General features: G+C 51.1%; 15 protein-coding genes. 4 read left to right on the top strand and 11 right to left on the bottom strand.

From position 1 onward, the window contains the following. Positions 1–74: 74 nt before the first annotated feature. On the top strand, positions 75–461 hold the full coding sequence (locus CHH28_RS14705) for a DUF805 domain-containing protein (protein ID WP_094061022.1): 387 nt from the start codon (positions 75–77) through the stop codon (positions 459–461). A 50-nt stretch (positions 462–511) separates the two neighbouring features. Beyond that, complete coding sequence (locus CHH28_RS14700; protein WP_094061021.1) at positions 512–769, top strand: hypothetical protein; 258 nt, start codon at positions 512–514, stop codon at positions 767–769. 13 nt (positions 770–782) lie between these two features. Here CHH28_RS14700 and CHH28_RS14695 read toward each other — a convergent pair whose 3' ends face one another. The 6 genes from CHH28_RS14695 to CHH28_RS14670 all read right to left on the bottom strand — a co-directional run bounded on the left by CHH28_RS14695 (position 783) and on the right by CHH28_RS14670 (position 7,976). After that, positions 783–1,865 (bottom strand): NAD(P)/FAD-dependent oxidoreductase, encoded by a 1,083-nt coding sequence (locus CHH28_RS14695; RefSeq protein WP_094061020.1) that lies wholly within the window; start codon positions 1,863–1,865, stop codon positions 783–785. Further along, positions 1,858–3,666: a LodA/GoxA family CTQ-dependent oxidase gene (locus CHH28_RS14690; protein ID WP_094061019.1), complete on the bottom strand. Its 1,809-nt coding sequence runs from the start codon at positions 3,664–3,666 to the stop codon at positions 1,858–1,860. The genes CHH28_RS14695 and CHH28_RS14690 overlap by 8 nt, the downstream gene beginning before the upstream one ends. A 17-nt stretch (positions 3,667–3,683) precedes the next feature. Continuing rightward, on the bottom strand, positions 3,684–4,889 hold the full coding sequence (locus CHH28_RS14685) for a ferritin-like domain-containing protein (RefSeq protein ID WP_157729934.1): 1,206 nt from the start codon (positions 4,887–4,889) through the stop codon (positions 3,684–3,686). Between the two features lie 373 nt (positions 4,890–5,262). Further along, positions 5,263–5,922 carry a disulfide isomerase DsbC N-terminal domain-containing protein gene (locus CHH28_RS14680; protein WP_094061017.1) on the bottom strand — a complete coding sequence of 220 codons (660 nt, stop codon included), beginning with the start codon at positions 5,920–5,922 and terminating at the stop codon, positions 5,263–5,265. A 915-nt stretch (positions 5,923–6,837) separates the two neighbouring features. After that, a complete protein-coding gene (locus CHH28_RS14675; RefSeq protein ID WP_094061016.1) occupies positions 6,838–7,401 on the bottom strand; it encodes a LysE family translocator in 564 nt (187 codons plus the stop codon). A 47-nt stretch (positions 7,402–7,448) separates the two neighbouring features. Then, positions 7,449–7,976 carry a hypothetical protein gene (locus CHH28_RS14670; protein ID WP_157729933.1) on the bottom strand — a complete coding sequence of 176 codons (528 nt, stop codon included), beginning with the start codon at positions 7,974–7,976 and terminating at the stop codon, positions 7,449–7,451. 132 nt (positions 7,977–8,108) lie between these two features. Here CHH28_RS14670 and CHH28_RS14665 point away from each other — a divergent pair, with 132 nt between their 5' ends. Next, positions 8,109–8,579, top strand: a complete 471-nt coding sequence (locus CHH28_RS14665; RefSeq protein WP_094061014.1) for a hypothetical protein — start codon at positions 8,109–8,111, stop codon at positions 8,577–8,579. Next, the gene (locus CHH28_RS14660) at positions 8,576–9,178 is read left to right on the top strand and encodes a hypothetical protein (RefSeq protein ID WP_094061013.1); all 603 of its coding nucleotides are present in this window, start codon (positions 8,576–8,578) and stop codon (positions 9,176–9,178) included. Before CHH28_RS14665 ends, CHH28_RS14660 begins: the two co-directional genes overlap by 4 nt. A gap of 110 nt (positions 9,179–9,288) precedes the next feature. Here CHH28_RS14660 and CHH28_RS14655 read toward each other — a convergent pair whose 3' ends face one another. Genes CHH28_RS14655 through CHH28_RS14635 form a run of 5 tightly spaced genes read right to left on the bottom strand, consistent with a single transcriptional unit; the run spans position 9,289 to position 16,771 of the window. Next, complete coding sequence (locus CHH28_RS14655) at positions 9,289–9,666, bottom strand: DUF4150 domain-containing protein (RefSeq protein WP_094061012.1); 378 nt, start codon at positions 9,664–9,666, stop codon at positions 9,289–9,291. Positions 9,667–9,671: 5 nt separating this feature from the next. Next, a complete protein-coding gene (locus tag CHH28_RS14650; RefSeq protein WP_094061011.1) occupies positions 9,672–10,199 on the bottom strand; it encodes a DUF3540 domain-containing protein in 528 nt (175 codons plus the stop codon). After that, a complete protein-coding gene (locus CHH28_RS14645) occupies positions 10,196–11,245 on the bottom strand; it encodes a pentapeptide repeat-containing protein (RefSeq protein ID WP_094061010.1) in 1,050 nt (349 codons plus the stop codon). Before CHH28_RS14645 ends, CHH28_RS14650 begins: the two co-directional genes overlap by 4 nt. Before the next feature lie 27 nt (positions 11,246–11,272). Continuing rightward, positions 11,273–13,882, bottom strand: a complete 2,610-nt coding sequence (locus CHH28_RS14640) for a DUF2169 family type VI secretion system accessory protein (RefSeq protein WP_094061009.1) — start codon at positions 13,880–13,882, stop codon at positions 11,273–11,275. Positions 13,883–13,888: 6 nt separating this feature from the next. After that, complete coding sequence (locus CHH28_RS14635; protein WP_094061008.1) at positions 13,889–16,771, bottom strand: contractile injection system protein, VgrG/Pvc8 family; 2,883 nt, start codon at positions 16,769–16,771, stop codon at positions 13,889–13,891. Between the last annotated feature and the right edge of the window lie 18 nt (positions 16,772–16,789).

The following is a 16,789-nucleotide window of genomic DNA, read 5'->3' as shown; positions in this document are numbered from 1 at the left end:
GTGCCAGTCAGCAGGCAATATGAAATAATCGTTCTGAATCTAATTAAAGGCTATCTGTGCAAAGGAAGCATCTCTTGAGTTGGTTTATTTATGCTTTGAAGAACTACTTAAATTTTTCCGACCGAGCTCGGCGCAAAGAATATTGGATGTTCTTTCTTTTTTATATGATATTTGTCTTTGTTTTCGCTTTCCTTGATACAGCGTTGGGTAAAGCGAATTCGATGGAAGAAGCTCTGGATTTAGAGGGCTTGTTTAGCCCCATATACGCAATAGCGATGCTGATTCCATCGATTGCTGTCACCGTACGACGTCTACATGATACCAATCGCAGTGGTTGGTGGATATTAATAAGCTTGGTTCCAGTCATTGGCATCTTAGTTCTGGTCTTTTTCACGGTTTTGAACAGCGACGAAGGCTTTAATCGCTTTGGTCGCTCTCCAAAAGCAGAGCCTGCATTTTGACAACCGCTATTCTAATAACGTTTGGGCTAAGCCAGATAAGAGAGTAATACGTGCACGGTAGCATACCCAATGAACTGATTGTTTTATGGCTTACTTTGTTGGTCGTGGCGATCCTCGTTGTATCCGTAGGCTACTTGGCCATGTGGCTGCTGTCTGTCGCTGGAGTAGCAAAGAACGAGCCGCCGGATGGGGTAGTCGCACGTTATTATCATTTTAAGCGGCGCTTCTTGCTCAGGGCTTTAATCGGCACAGTGTTATGCTGGCCTGGGTTGCAATGGGCGCACGAGCAGCTGGGTGGTGTGATGTGACATCTAAAGTACATCACTCACTCCCGAGTTGGCGTCTTTGCCAGAATGCTTGCTTGGACCAGCGCCGTTCGCGCTGATACTGTTGCCACCACTCAGACATATAGCGCTTTATTGAACGATTCATGCGCTCAGCGTAACTTTCGGCGGGTGTTAAATCTCCTTGTGCCAACCAAGGTAAAATAACGTCCCGAGCGGCCAGAGCATCGCCTAATGCATTGGATATTCCGGATGAGGTTAACGGATCAAAAGAAGCCAGGGCATCACCAACGGCAATCCATCCAGGGCCAGCGGCCTGTTTGATAAAGCCTGCATGGGCGGCAAAGGCGGTAGGCTGAATGTTTGTATCATCTGTGACGGGCAGCCAGTGCGACAATTGAGAGCTTTGTCGCCACCAGTTGCGCAAGCATTGTGGCTCTTTCAGAGACGGCATTAAATCAGCGTCGGACATTAAGCTCACCAGTGCTTTGCCATCGGGTAAACAAGTAGCGTACCACCAACCATGCGGCATGGATTCAACCAGAGTTCTACCGCGAAGTGGGCTCCCATCTGGCAGTGTCCAGGCCAGTGCCATTAAATTATCAAGACGTTCTCGTTTGACATGCAAATGCTTGGTGACGGCATTGCTGCGGCCACTGGCATCGACGAGATAACGGCAGTTAAGCATTGAAGTCTGGTCACCTTGATTGAGCTGTAACTGCCAGCCGTCGGTACAGCTGCCAATCGAACGGACCTTGGCAGGCTGAATTAATTCAGCGCCGTGTTCAACGGCTTGCTGCAGCAATTGCCGATCAAAGCGCTGTCGATCCAGGTGCCAGCCCTGGCCAGCTAAACGATGTAAAAAGTCATCGGTTTGATGAACCCCTCCCCAACAAGACACATTGGCATGATACGGCGTGTGCCCTTGCTGGCCGGGCTCTGCGTTAAAACCGAGTTGCTGCATCTTAGCGACAACATCAGGGGCGCAGGACTCACCAATACTAAAAGGTCTGCGTTTCGGCTGATCAATTAATACCACGCGACCAATGCCGGCACGCACTAGCGCCAGCGCGGTAGCAGACCCCGCAGGGCCTGCTCCTATAACCGCTACATCAATCATCGGCTGAAAACGGCCGCGACAGTGTACGAGCTACTTCGACAAAGCGTTCTTCGCCATCGATGTCTTTGCCCATAATAAAGCCGAGCTTTGACCAGTACTTCACCATCTGGGTATCGTCGGCAAATGCAATAAAGTCATCGCGGGTCTGATCAAAGCCAGTGCCCACCCAAGGGTATTGGTTAGGCGTTTGCTGATCAGGCACAGGAATGTCCGACGGGTTGCCACTCGCCAAAGCCATAAAGGCGGCACTGCTGGCTTTAGGTTCGTGCTCTAGATACACAAACTCTGGCCGCTGGGCTGGCCACCACCACAATACCCGATCGCCGATCGGTTGTGATGAGCACTCATTAAAGTCTGCCTGCCAGGGAATGGCCATATAACGAGTCATGTCTCCTGGCTGCATGGCGCTGGGGGTAAACTCCAAGCTGAGTGGACCATTAGTCGGCTCACAGGCGTTAATGCGCAGAGGATCATCAGTCTGGTAAATAGCACGATTACGAGAAATCCAGGTCAGTTCAATACCGGGCGAAAAAGCGCCACCGACGCAGTTATCTAAGACATGGCGGGTCAAAGCGTGAGGGCCAGATTCTTGTTCAGGTTCGTCGACAAAAAAACCATCCGCCCACTGTTGCATAAAGAAATACTGGGTATCGGTTAAGCGCAAATAATTCGATGTTAATGTGCCATCAATTAAACAGTTGTCACCAGCCAGATAGGGCATCATGGTGGAGCCGCGTTCCGATATTAGAGTGTTTTCATTATTCGGCGGCCGCAGCACATCGAGAATCCAGCGACGAAAGCCTAGGTACTCATCGTGATGACCATCTGGCACTGTGCCTAAAGCCTCCATATCAAAACTATGGGCTTTCGGTGGAATGGCAGCGACCCAGGTATAAGTGGCGGCGCGCTCTATTAGAGGCTTAATCTCGCTTTGGAAATTAGGTTTATAGCCATCTTTACCGCCTTGCCAGATACTACCGTTGCAGATGTGTGGGTAGTGCCCTTGTCGAACGGCACCATCAAAGATGGTATCCCACAGAGTGACCAGGTTGGCGATTTCTGGTGCATACGATGGTGGTGCTACCGATGCCCAGGCTGCTTCGACCTGATCAACTCGGCCATCTTCCCACTGAATTTCAGCCCACACCGGTCCATCGCTGGTGTCATCCCACCAACCATCATTATTGGCGTATTGTTGAATCGTCGCTTTAGGGTCATGGGTACCAGATATTCCTAGGCCACCCAGCACCAATAAGCGTCCTTCGCTATCTGTGCGTAGCTCGCCTAGCGTCGTTATATAGTCCTGATTTGGATACAGCATGTCTTCAGGAAAATGAGCACCTTGATAGCCGGACGGCACCGAGTCTTTGTCCATCGCTACCGGGCCAGCTGCAGCGCCGCTGATGCTACGTGGGCCTGGGTCGATCATGAGTTTCAAACGATCGTGGCCGCTAACCGATGCATTTCTAAGTGGATGATTACTGCTATAGCCGCGTTCGCCCTCGTTGGTAGCAAACTCGTACCAGCTGGCCTTTTTATTGGCCATATGTACTGTCCAATTAATGGACTTTACGCCTTTGGTATTGAGGGTGATTTCTTGATCATTGTCGTCATAAATACGAAAGCGTGCTGCCTGTCGGCACATACGCCCCTCGCTATCACGAAACCCGTCTTCAGTAATAGCTTTGCCATCCAGTGTGGTAGGCAAACCACGATACTCTTCTGGGCCGATATAGAAGTCGTCCGGTGCATTGCCAACACGTGCGATATTAATGGGCGGATATATTTTGTAGTGAGTCATATTGAAATCCCTTTAAATTATTTCAGGCCCAGCTCATTCATTGAGCACTCAATTTCTTTGCTTTTGGTTAATGCATGCGCCAGCAAGGGACGAACAATGCTCAGGCTGCGAGGCATTTCTTTCAGTAATGTGTCCATTTCATCAACGAGTCTTTTGATTGATACGTCCCCTTTATTTAGACACATCCAGCTGGGAGCAGCATTGGGGCCTACCGATGGATCTCCATCAGTCAGTGCCGGTGTTTGCATCAGTGCTCGTGCTAGATTTGGCAATACATCGTGCATAATACCGAGTACGATACTGAAATAGGGGTCGGCAGCCTTGTTTTTAAATGACTGTTCAAAAGCATGCAGCATGAGCGTATAGCTGAGATCAAAAGCGAACGACAATTTTCTTGCATCCGGATTGGTGTAATCTTCAGCGTTGGGGTTGGAGATAATAGGGTAAGTTGCTGGAAACTCCTCAGGTTTCATGGCGACACTGCGGAACTTCATAAAATGACTGAGTTCGTATGGCGTTCCAATGATAGGGCCATAGGTACCATCGGTACGCTTGCCATAGTGGTTATAGCTGCCGTACTGCTCAATTGGCTTCAAAGGTGCTTGCGGGGGTACCGTTCCTTCCCCTTGCTCAACGATTTCCTGAACGGCTTGTTTGAAGCTGGCCATGTTTTTTACCGGCTCAACATTACCGCCAAATTTTCCTAGATAAATATTGGTGCGCTGACGCCCTGGACCGTCATTGTTAAATGGGTTGCCTCCAGCAATATCAGCCCTATCCACGGCATCCACTAGCGCGGCGTAGAGCTGGGCGATACTGTCGTAATTATCGCCTTGTGGCGGCGCGCCAAAGGCAGCAGGTGTTTCTATTGCTTCGTAAACATTACTGAATACATCTGGGCTGGCGCGATATAGGCCAAGATAGGGCGTGGTTTCAGGGTTGGCTTGAGGCAAATAGCCAGGGTATTTGGGCGTGGCCTCGCCGGTAAATTTGGGCAGACCACCCATTGCGACCAGGATATTCGCCGCCTGATTAACATGGAACATTTCTTCCATAACCACACTACGCAGCGTTTGGTAGGCGTAGCTGCTGGTATCGCTGATCGAATACAGGCCATTCAAATAGGTAGGGATGGTGGTGAATTCCACTTGTAGGGCTAATTGTGCGGCGGTTTGTAGATCTTGTTGATCGGGGGCTCCAGCTGCCTGCAGGCGGCTGAACAACCCGGATTGGGTTTCGAGGGTATCGCAGGTTTCCATGATGGCATCTCCTTGTGCATCAATCGGTTGGGCTCAGGCTATTTTTCTGACGGCGGGGCCTGACTGTACTGCGGGTAGAGCGATATCCAGTCTCTGCGTAAAACTTTAACGAGTTGAAGGAGGGCGTTGAGCTTCTAGTGCCAAGGTCTGAGAGAGTTGTGTTACCGCTATGTAACATGAGCAAAGAGAGCGTTTGGCACCAGGGTGGTCCTGCAGGAGAAGCTTCTAATGGAGGGTAGATAGAGGGAAGTACAGGAACGCTGCTGGCCTATGACTCCGGCGAAGGTCATAGAGAAACCGATGAGGCGCAATCGCAACCCGCTCCAAAATGACGATTTCAGTGTTTCGGCAGCTGTTGCAGCATCTTCAGCAAATCATTAGGGAAGGTGTAGCCTTGCACCAGAGCACCATCCGGTAAAATAATTGAAGGAACTTTGTGTACTCTCATCAGAGCGGCTAACTCTAGTTGTCGCTGAACATTTGGGGTGGTGGCTGCTGGAGCGACGGAAGAGATACCGTTGATCGAATTGTAGAGCTCTTCTTTCGGATTTTTAGATGTCCAAATGGTTTCCATGTCTGCCGCGATGGGTGTGTCACCGCCAAACTCTGGATGCGCAAGGAAACCAACGCTGATACCTAACCTAAGATACTCAGACAACTCTCTATATAGTTTTCGACAGTAAACTTGGCTCATATCGATGAATACAGTCACTTCGTATTCCATCTGATCCGCTTCGTAGAGAATGATGTCATCTTGAAGCGAAGACAGTATGTCTACTCTGTGCTGGCACAGGGATGACTCTGTCAGATTAACGATTGTGGGGGGCTGAATATCTATAACCGACCCCTGAATAAGCTGATGGCCATCATCGGACAGGTACATGATGCCAACATCTGTAAAGACTTCCCAAAACCCTTTTAAAGGGCAGTCTCGAACACTGACAACCTGCCTTACGAGTTTACCTTCTAGAATTTCTTTGGCCTTCTCAGTATTCATGTCGTTTCCCACACTAGGTTATCGCTTTATGAATGAGACAAGTGTTACAAGGACTGCAGTCAGTAGCGACCCTGAGTGCAACGCCGTGTTACCTGCGAATCTAGGGTAGATTCTGACCTGGAGTAACGGAGCGCTGATCAGACCGTTCAACGGGTGCGCCTGTGACGGACGTTTACCCAGAAATTCGACACCAGTCTGATGGAGTTTAGAGACAACCTGGTTGGGGGGTTGATGCACTTATTAAGGGTGCGGTAATTCTGGCAGGTTCGGTACGGGACGTTCCCAGCTCCGGCGGGCACCAATCTCACTGCGCTCTAAGGATACCAGCCAATGCCGTTATCACTGTGCCGTGCTAGGTTGCGGGCACTAGATGCATGTGGATGCATATATGGCAATTAATATTGTTCGTAAATGGTTGAGTGACAGAAGCGTGACCAAGCATGGTTAGCACCAGAGGTGCTAACAATAAGAATTTGTTGCGCCAGAAATTTGCAGACTTTTAGAGCGGATAGAAAGGTCAAAGCAAAGGTCAAGGCAAGGTTGTCTAAAATTTCCGATAATATCAATTATCGGAAATAGTTGCCGTAAGGGCTACTGCTTCGAAGGCTTAGCATCTGATCTTGGCGGATGCTGTTCATCCGCCTCAGCGCATTCCTGCAACCTACATCAGCTTGATCGTTCGCTCCTACAACTCTGCCTCATACAAAGGTCGGACTCGGTTATAGAAAGCGTCGTTGGACAAGTCGTCGTAGCTACCCACCTGTTTGTAGTACAAGCTGTTCCCGGCTGATGAGCGACCGAACATGGCATAGCCGGTGTCTCAACACGACTCTTTAAGAAAGACACAATTGGGAAACACTTTTGCGCTCACGGCTGCCGATAGTGATGCCGCAATTGTTATTCAGCCGTTGTGATTCACATCTGAGTGACAACGCGTGCTGCCAGAAGCAACAGTATTCCGCCCGATAAGCGATCAATAATAACGGCTCGCTGTTGCAATATTTGTGTGATGGCTGGATAGGATAATAATAAAGCTATCAGTGTGTACCATAGCCCGTCTACTATTAATGGCGTCAATACCAATAGCAGCCAAGCGGAATTGGTGGGCTCAGTACTGATAAACTGACTAAACAGTGCGATAAAAAACAAGGCGATTTTAGGGTTCAATAATGAGATTAAAGCGCCCTCTTTAGCGGACTGCCACAGTGACACTGCTTCTCCCCGCTGCAGACTCGCGGCCACCCCGCCATCAGAGCGAATCGCTTTCCAGCCGAGGTAAGCCAAATAGCCAGCACCGAGTAAACTGATGCCTTTGAACAGCCACTCCGCTTGTTGTAATGCATAGCTCAATCCCAATACGGTCAACACGGCATAGACGCCGATGCCCATGGCGTGAGACCAGGCTGCAACAATACCGTTAAGGCGCCCACCGGCTAGGCTGTGCTTAAAGATCATCGCCAGGCTTGGCCCCGGCGACATGGCGCCAAGCAGGCACACTAACAGTAGCGGTACAAAGCTGCAGAGGATCAAAGTGTAATTTCATCCAGATTTTTAATGACGTTGTTTGGACCGAAGCTGTCATAAGTAGCTATGCTTGGGGCATAAATTTCAGTATTCCCTCCCCGTAATTCCGCTGCAACTACACCGCCATAAGCGTAAATTTGGTGGAAACTCTCCCCCTTTACTTCAATCGAGGTAATCTCTCCATTAACCACGACTCTAGACCCTTGCCCTGCAACGATTAGCGTCTCCAAGTCGCCATTAATACAGGAGACGGTATTGTCTCCAACGATAAATACCGAGGCACCTCTGCCTGGCGTGCCTAGGAATACTTCTCGGGACTCTGAAATGGTGGCGTCGATAAAGTTATCACCGCTTGAGCCGCCGCATAGGCTCATTGAAAGATCTTCATACAATACCGATGCTACTGGTGCTTTTGGATCTTCAGTGCCTCCGTCGAGATCTGATGGAGCATCTCCATTTCCACTCGATGACCCTCCTCCGCATGCAGTGAGACCGAGAAACATTGCAAATGATACACACCAAACCTTCATATTGTTTAATCCTGTTATCTTTGTAGAGGCTGTCGCATCATAACAAATCTAGGGATCTCAGGGTTGTACTGATTCACAGTCGACACATCAGTCAGATACACTGAAGAAACATACGGAAGTGCGGTTTTATAGATGAAGAAAGTTACCTCGACCATTGTTGCGCTCATGCTATCTGGAGTGTTCTTAAGCATCTACATCCCTAAAACGCCGGTCGAAGAGCGCAAGGTACTTTTTAATGTGGATGCTAAGTCCATCTATCACCCCATCCCCTATGCTGATATCAGCATTGCTGAATGGCGCCTCGACCCAGACGGCAGCAACTCGGCCAAATTTGGTTTGCTGCTGGCACTGGTGACCAGTGCCGACGACGCCAATACCGAAGCATCACGTTGGCTGACGTTGTTGGAACAGTCCCAGTCACGCACCCTGCCGCTGACATTGTTTACCCTGCAAGATGGCCAACGCACCTGGCAAGCCTTAGTCATGGGCCCGGCGAAGTCCGTCGATGCGTTGTCGCCTTATCAGCGTATTGCCTTGGGCAACCCATTTGCTAACCAACTGGTGTTATGGCCCGCGAAATCTGACAGCAAGGAGAAGTCATGACCACCCCACCCCCACTCAGGCACTATCAACAAATGGTTCGTGTTGTGCGTGACCAGCCCCATGGCTGTTGTCGCCTGCCGTATCAGCTGGCGCGTGCGTATGGCGAAGGCTCTGTCAGTGCAACGGAGACGCGGTTGCGCAGTCTCGATGAAATCGGTGTGGATGCCCGCAGTGCTCGCAAACCGGAGCCACCGGCGACCAATAACTTTGTATCGCCGCGTGAATCGACTGCGCTGTACCATCAACTCGATGGCAATCAACAAAGCTATTTTCGCGGTGTCAGCCCTAACCCAGCGCCCACCCGCCAAGACGGCTGGAGCGGGACAAAGTCGCGCGCCTATCTCGGTGGTGGCAGCCAAGAATCCGTCAATATTCAGCCACCGAGCGAACGCCACGATGCAGCATCTGCGTCGCAGCACCACGAGCCGAGCTCTGCGTCCGATGAGGCAGAGCCTGGTGCATCTCAGAGCCAGGTGGAGCATCGCCCGGCTGATCTCAGCTATGCGCCCTCCACCCTACGGCCGGGTAAGCAAACCAAGTTACCGATGGTGGATTCGCCGTCTCTGAAGGGCATTAAGGGAACGGACGTCAGTTTTTAGTCCGCCGATTTGGCCGTGGTTTTTCGCTGGCGCTATGTGACAGGCATTGGCTGGTGTTGCTTTTCAAAACAAGTCCGAATGGCTTACCCGCACGACAACGCCATATGGCCCTAACTTAAAATCATCACCTTCACTTGCGAGGGGGTGATGGTGATGCCAATGGTGTTGTAGGTATTGTGGGTTGAGACGCACAGCATTTTGGTGGCCGGCATTACAGATTTAAACACCTTAAAGCTACCTATGATGTTTTCCACAGGCCCCATGATGGTGCTGGATACCACCCCCATCAAAATCCCCGCCTGGTCACCGTTGGAAAGCGGCACCATGGTTAATAAATTGTGATCGGGCATGGCCTCGGTGAACATATTAAAAATATTCGGAATTGCCGTGCAGCTAAGGCCGATGTTCGGCATTGGAACCGGTATCGGTGTTTTGCACACATCAATTACGGATAAGTGCATGGCGATGCATTGTGTGGTGGCGAACATGTTGGTTATCCCATGTTGATGCGTTTGCCGTCGATGCAGACGTCATCTTCGGCGGTCATGATGTATTGCTGAGCACTGCAGCGCGCGATACCGCTGGTTGTTTGTGTCAGGTGCCCGGCGTGTTGAATGCAATGCTCGGCTTGCTGCACCCAGCTTCCAGAGACACTGATGCTGGCATGTTGACCGGCCATAGAAATGCGCTGCAACGAGGTGAACGACAGCTGATTCCATCCCATTAGTTCGATGTTTGGTGCCTCAATGCGCAGTGGCTGCTGCGCCGCAATGGTGAGAGCATCATCGGCTTGCTGCTGGCGCTCCAACACGTGCAAAATCACGTAGCGCTGCTCGACCTCAACATACGCCACCACATCACCGATACAAGGAGCTACCAATAAGCTCGGGGCCGTGTGAGCGGGAAACTGCCCGTCAATGAGCCAATGGCCATCACTGTCATGGCTATTGATACGGCCATAATACAACGACTCAAGACGGCTGGGCTGAGGGCTTGGGGCAAAGCGAATGCAAGTGTTCATGACGTGGCTCCGTGCTCGACAAGCGCTTGTTCTTGCTGCGCTTGCTGTGGGTCATTATCGATACGTTGTTGTAAGTCCACGCCCGCCCAACGGCACTCGGTTGCGGACATGGCGTGGAAATTACTCTGCTGAAAACGACTGCGACTGAAGTCGCACTGATTAAATTGCCCGTGGCTGGCGTTGGCGTAACTGAAGTCGGCTTCTTGAAACTGGCAATGGTTTGCACTCACCAGCTTCAGCCAAGCCATTTCTAGGCAGGTGCTGTTAAAGAGGCAGTCTTTCAGCTGCGCCTGTTGGAAATTAATCTGCTTGGCCATGGCCTTGGTAAAATCCGTTTGCTGCACATTGCTCTGCATAAACAACGCCTGATCCAATGCAGCGTGGTGAAAATCACACTGCTGCAGCGTGCATTGTGAAAAGCTACTGCCTTGCAGCGCAGCGTTGGTGAATTTGACCTTGGTAAACTCACTGCCATTAAAGGTGCATTGCTGCATTGCAAATTGGCTGAAATCATTGCCAGCAAATTGGCACTGCAGCAATAACGCTTTAGTAAACTGTGTGTCATGGATTTTTATGTCGCCAAAGTTGGTGTTGCTCCAGGCGATGTTTTGCAGTTGGCAACTTTCTATTTTGAGTCCGCTGGACGTCAGATCTGCCAAGTTGGTCGACTGCATTCGACAGCGTGACCAAGTGGCGTTGGTGATAGTGCACTGACTGAGTGTGCAGGCTCTCAGCTCACACTTATGCCAATGGGACCCTTGCAGATCCGTTTCGCACAAGGTTGCCGACTCAATGCTGCCAAACCATTGGCTCTTTGCCGCTTGGCATTTCAACCAACTGGCCTGCTCGGTGCGGTTATTGCGCATATTGGCACGGCTGAAGTCGCACTCGACAAATACGGCGCGGTTTAGGTTGCATTCTTCCATGCTGATGTCGGCAAAGTTGCAGCGAATAAACACCAACCCTTCCAATGAGTGCTGCTGCCATTGTTGGTTGGAAAAGTCTTGCTCCATCACTGGTTGATTGCTCGCCAAGGCATTGCTCATAACTATCTCAATATTGAACGGTCATATTTAGGCACTTGAACTCTGCACCGATGCTTGTGGTGTCACTTGGGTTTGCTCAAGTTCAGCGTGATCGGTGTTCATCTCTGTGGTCGAGCAACTGACAAATGTCACATCGGTCAACTTGCCATGACAAAATTGGCTTTTATTTAACCGCCCTTGGTTAAACAAACACTGCTCCAGGTTGGCATAACTGAAATCGGTCAACAGCAATACGCTGTTTGCCCACAAGCAGTGTTTAAAGCACGATTTTTGTAAGTTGGTTGAAGCTAGGTCACATTGCTCAAATACGCAGTGCTCGATCTGGCTGGCGCTTAAGTCGAGATCTCGAAAGCCGCAGGTATGCCAGTGACAGTGCTCAAACTGGGCGTGGCTTAAGTTACCTTGATTGCTGAACTGTACTTTCTCTGCTTTACAGCCGTTAAAACGCATGGCTGGGGCGTCTAAATCGACCATGATGCAGCGAAACAGCGAACAGTGTTGCCAGCACGAATGCGACAGTGATGAGCGGCTAAAATTGCACAACTGCAAGGTTGCGTGTTGCCAACGGCTGTTGGTTAAGTCGGCCATGATGAGCTGACCTTGCTGCAGCTGCGCGTGTTCAAAACGGCTATGTGGCAATCGAGCATTCAATGCTTGTAACTTAATCAAGTGTGCATATGAAAAATCGGCCGCCTCCAGCTGCGCATCCATCAACAGTGTGTCCTGCATTTTAGCGTGGGTAAAAACAACGTGTTCGCCATGGCAGGCCGATAAATTGGCTTGCTGTAAATTGGCGTTGCTAAAGCAAGCCCCCTGCAGCTGTGAGCCTGTGAGAATGGCGCCGTGTAAGTTGGCTCGCTGCAACTGACAGTCGCGCAAATCGCAGTTCTCTAGCGCCGTGCGTGTTAAATCACAATCGCTAAAATCCAGACCGCTGAGGTCGGCGCCAGACAAATCTCGCCCAGCCAGAGATTCGCCACTGGCGAGTAACTGCTGTACCCATTGGCGAATAAGCCCTGCACTCTTCGCCGGCATCGCGTTGTTATCGATCATGGCCACCGGTGAGCTTTGACGAGCTTGGTATTCGCTCTGTTGCTGCAGTTTCGCTGCCTGGGCTAATGGCGATAGCTGACTGTTTTCGTTTGGGCTGTTTTTGTTTGGACTGTCTTTGCTTGGACTGTTTTTACTCGAAGAGTCGGATACATCTTTAAACGGTTGTGCAAATACTCGACGCTGCAAGGTTTGCTCGAATTCTGCAGTCATCTTTGGGCGCTGTTGGGGCGCCTTTTTCGCCTTCTCTGCTGCTTTTTTGGCGTCTTCGGCCTGCTGTTTTGCCGCCTGAATATGGGTTTGTGCTTGCTGTTGTAGCGGGGTTAAATCCACTTCACCTTGTTGGATCAGCTCTGCCGGAATAGCTGTTGGCATTTCCTCGTTGCTGGCTTCGGGCGGAGGCGTCGTGGCAGGCAGCGTCGGATTCGATCGGCGCAGTTCAGCAATGAAAGTTTCTTTTTTTTGCTGCAGCTGCTGGCGTGCGTTTGCATACGCGGAATCAATGTGCTGCTGCTCTGCTTGGGTTTTGAGTGGTTTTAAAGGCGCTTCATACACCATTTGTGTCGCAGCTTGCACAGGGTCGCTGCGCAGGTGCAGTTGCTGTTGATAGTGGCTGGCTGGTCTTGGCGTATCCGTTGTGCGTTCGTAAGCCAGTAATAAGCGTTTAACGTCGAGGCCCAGTGAGTCGTTGACGGCAAATTCTGCGCGATGTATCACCAGCCCCATGCCCAACTCAGGAAATAACCATAAGGTGTCGATGCGGCTGGGTGCTTCAAGGAACTGACTATCGTCGTCGGTTGTTTGCTCAATAAATACTCTGGCACTGTACTCGGGCACACAAAACTGCCACTTTGTTTTCTCTGCATGGCACCCTTTCAGCTCTACCTCACAGCCGGGCGTAATAAACTCTTTTAGGTGTTGGTCGGTCATGGCGGCGTTAAAGAATGCCGGGTCAGTGTCGTCGGCAAAACCTGGGTGAATACTGTCCAACCACTGTTGATCGTAGGTGCCGATGTAGCGCTGGCGCTGCGGCCAGCGTACATCGATGGGGCCTAAAGTGGTGGGCGTTAACGTATGATGACTGGGCTTGGTGCTGTCGTTTTCTGCGTACAGATTCGGCAGCTCTATCAGTCCTTGCGCATTTTTCACCCGGCCTTTTCCCAATGGGTTATCCGCAAAGTCCTGTCCGCCGTAAGCGCGCTCAAACGATAACGGTATGCGCGTAAAAGGCTTCGGCGGTGTTGGCCGTCGCAAGCGCCGACCGTGCCAATAGCGATCGCCGACCACCTGCAAAGACTTTGTGGTGTCGCCGACGCGCACACTGACGCTGCCATGGCTGATGGTTTGCCCTTCTGGAGCGCATGCATCGCCAATGAGCAAAAATTCACCACAAGCTTTTGCATGGCCAGTATCTAGAATTAACCCTTGTTGCAGCAATGGCTCCAGGGTTTTCCAACCTTCCTGCTCACTGAGGTAGTGCTCTTCCCCGAAGCGAAAAAAACCAAGCACACCAACAGCCAATCGTGTGCGTCGATAATGATAGGTTTGGCTAATAAGGCTGAGGGTGCGCGGTTTAATGATCTGCATAATGGCTCACAAGATTATGTAGATTCCCAGCAAGATTTCGGTGGTGGTTTCAGAGGTCTTCGCTTTGGGCGTCAGATCGTTATTGACCATAAATGGCGCAAGCACGGTGTTGACCCCGACCGCCAAGTTGATGTCATTGCTGATAACCGCGCCCATGCTCAGTTTATTGCTGATCGAGCTGCTCAAATTGACCGCATTACTCATGTCCACACCCATGGTGACCGAGTTGCTGTTATTCAATGCCAAACGTGTACTGGTGGTATTGGTAGCACCTAAAAACGTCTCGGTGGTATTGGTCGCTGCGAGCGTGGTCGAGGTGTGATTACGAGCACCAATAAAGGTTTCTGTGGTGTTGGTGGCGGCTAGGCTGGTTGAGGTAACATTTTTGGCGCCAATAAACGTTTCGGTGCTGTTGCTAACGCCTATTGTAGTCGAGGTTGAATTAGTGGCCGATAAATTGGTCGACAGTGAATTTCGCGCACCGACAAAAGTATCGACGCTGTTGGCCAAGCCTACGGTGGTCGACACACTGTTGGTCGCGCTGGCATTGGTGGTGATGCTGTTGCTAGCACCAATGGTGGTAGAAACCGCGTTGGTGGCACTGAGCGATGTATTAATATCATTGCGCAAGCCAACAAAGGTGTTGACGTTGTCGGTGGTGCCGACCGTGGTGCTCACGCTTTGGCTATTGCCCACCTGCAGAGAAGTGCTGTCGCTGTCGCCAATGTGAACGTTCTTATTAACGACTTTTCCCAGCGTCTGGGAGCTTGAATACACCGTCGCTGACTTGTCGCCCCAGCCGGGTGGCGGCATGTCGGTACCGCTTAAACTGACGGAACGGCCTTTTATATGATTTTCATTGTAGCTATCACCATTGCCCAGCTGGTTGGCCAATGACACGATGGATTGATCGGGCAGTTTGCCAGCAACAAAGCTGGGTGAATTTAAATCGACACTGCCATCGTACTCGCCGATTACTGAACGGCTGACGCTTTTTCCGACTTTGGAATAATTTTGACTGGTGCCGGTATTAGTGACGCTGTAACTCACTTTGGCGTGGCTTTCGTTATAACTGCTGCCCTGGGATACCGATGCACTGAGGATGCCCACATCGGCATTGTCGCTTTGTGACAGGCTCCAACCACCGCCTTTGGAGTAGCTGCTATTACCGTACAAGCCACCGCCAATGTCGGCGTTGTCGTACGCACTTTCGACCAGTTGAATGGCCTGCGGCAAATTGGTGGCGGAGTTGTGTCCATAGCGAATGCTGATGCCATCGCCATAACTGGTGGAATAATTGCTCCCCCAATGGGTATTGGTTTGCCACGACGCATTGCGCCGGTCCGGCGGCATGATGGTTTTTGAGCCGTGGGAGGACAGTACTTGCTGCAGCTCCGGCTGCTCACTTTCATTACCACCGCGGCCAATCATCACCAGGGAATTAACCTCCGGCACGGTTTGTGAAGTGCGTGGCAGAGCGACCCAGTGCTGCTCGCCGGTTACCAGCTCAACCAAACAGCCGCGTTCATGGTAGGGCTCGTTGTCGAAACTGGTTTGCCCTCTTTCCGGTTGGAAGTTGCTTTTACTGCGATAGCGCCAGCCTGACGGTTTTTCATGGTCCAGTACTTTTGCCAAAATACTGCCTTGGCGGGTGTTTTGAATGTTGAATGGCGTTAATAGCGTGTGCTGATATTCATCCTCGCTCAGGCTCAGCATGGTGGCCTCCACCTGCCCGCTGTAGAACCCTGAAGCGCTCATTTTGTGCTGGATTTTAGTCACCACAAAGATTTCACCGGAGAACTCGGGGCGCCCCGTGCCGCGCCCATCGTCATCGTCGAGCAAGGGATCGCTGAGGGTAAAACAATACCCCGGGCTTAACAGCGATGAAGTGACTGTGCCGGTCAACGTGCCGGCTTCGGTCTCAATTTGTTGGCAGATCTTAGTCAGCTGGCCCTTATCTTCGTCGGTATTGGCGCCGTAGTCATAACAACGATGATGCTGGTACTCGGTTTTTACATTATTACCGTGGCTCAGCCAGGGGGTGTTTTCAGCCGCCGCCACCGGGTTTTGCTCCCATACGGCCTCTTGGCGAGTCAGCATGGCACTGACTTTACCGGGCATCATTTTTATCGCGTAGCGCAAGTCGCAGAACAAATCCGCTTGCTGACTGCCCAACTTTTCGACCGATGTGTAGGTGTAGCGCAGTACCAGCGGGCCAGAGCTGTGTCCAGGAATGGCGACTTTATCTTGGGTCACCACACTGTTGGAAAACACCAAAGTGAGTAAATTTTGCTCGTGAATGAAAAAATAATGCACACAGCACTTACCGAGAATGCGCTGGATAAACTCCAGGTCCGTCTCTCCGGCTTGCATCCAATCTTGGGTGCGTGTCAGGGTCAGGCTGCTGTCAAAGTCAAAACGCAGCTTAAATTTGGTGTCCTGTAACTCCTGCGCAAACACTTGGTTGAGCAGAGTTTGTACGTCGCAGTCGGTATAAATATGGTAGCGATTGCGCAAGCTCAGTACTTGCAACGGCGATTGCACCGTCAGCGTGTAACATCCCGGCGCGCCCAAAGCCACCTCGGTGACCAAACCACGCAAATAGCGATAACTCGGTGGCAGGCTGTCATCATTGTGCTGGGCAAGGCTGATGCACGCCCATTGCCCAATAACACTGGCATCCAACATTTTTCCGCTGGCACTGGCGACGTCGTCAGCGCGCAGCTCTAATGTCAGCTGAAATGGCTGCGAAATGCTCTCCTGCCCTTGCAGCGACTCCACTCGAATATAATCGCTGGTGAGTCCACTCGGACCTTCGATTTGCACGGCGATGGACGGATTGTTGTAGTCGCACTCGTCGATGGAAAACGGTCGATGTTGGGCTGTCATGCACAAACCTGAAAAACG

It is taken from the genome of Bacterioplanes sanyensis, from assembly GCF_002237535.1.
Classification (GTDB): Bacteria; Pseudomonadota; Gammaproteobacteria; order Pseudomonadales; family Oceanobacteraceae; genus Bacterioplanes; species Bacterioplanes sanyensis_A.
This window is presented reverse-complemented; position numbering and strand designations above follow the sequence as displayed.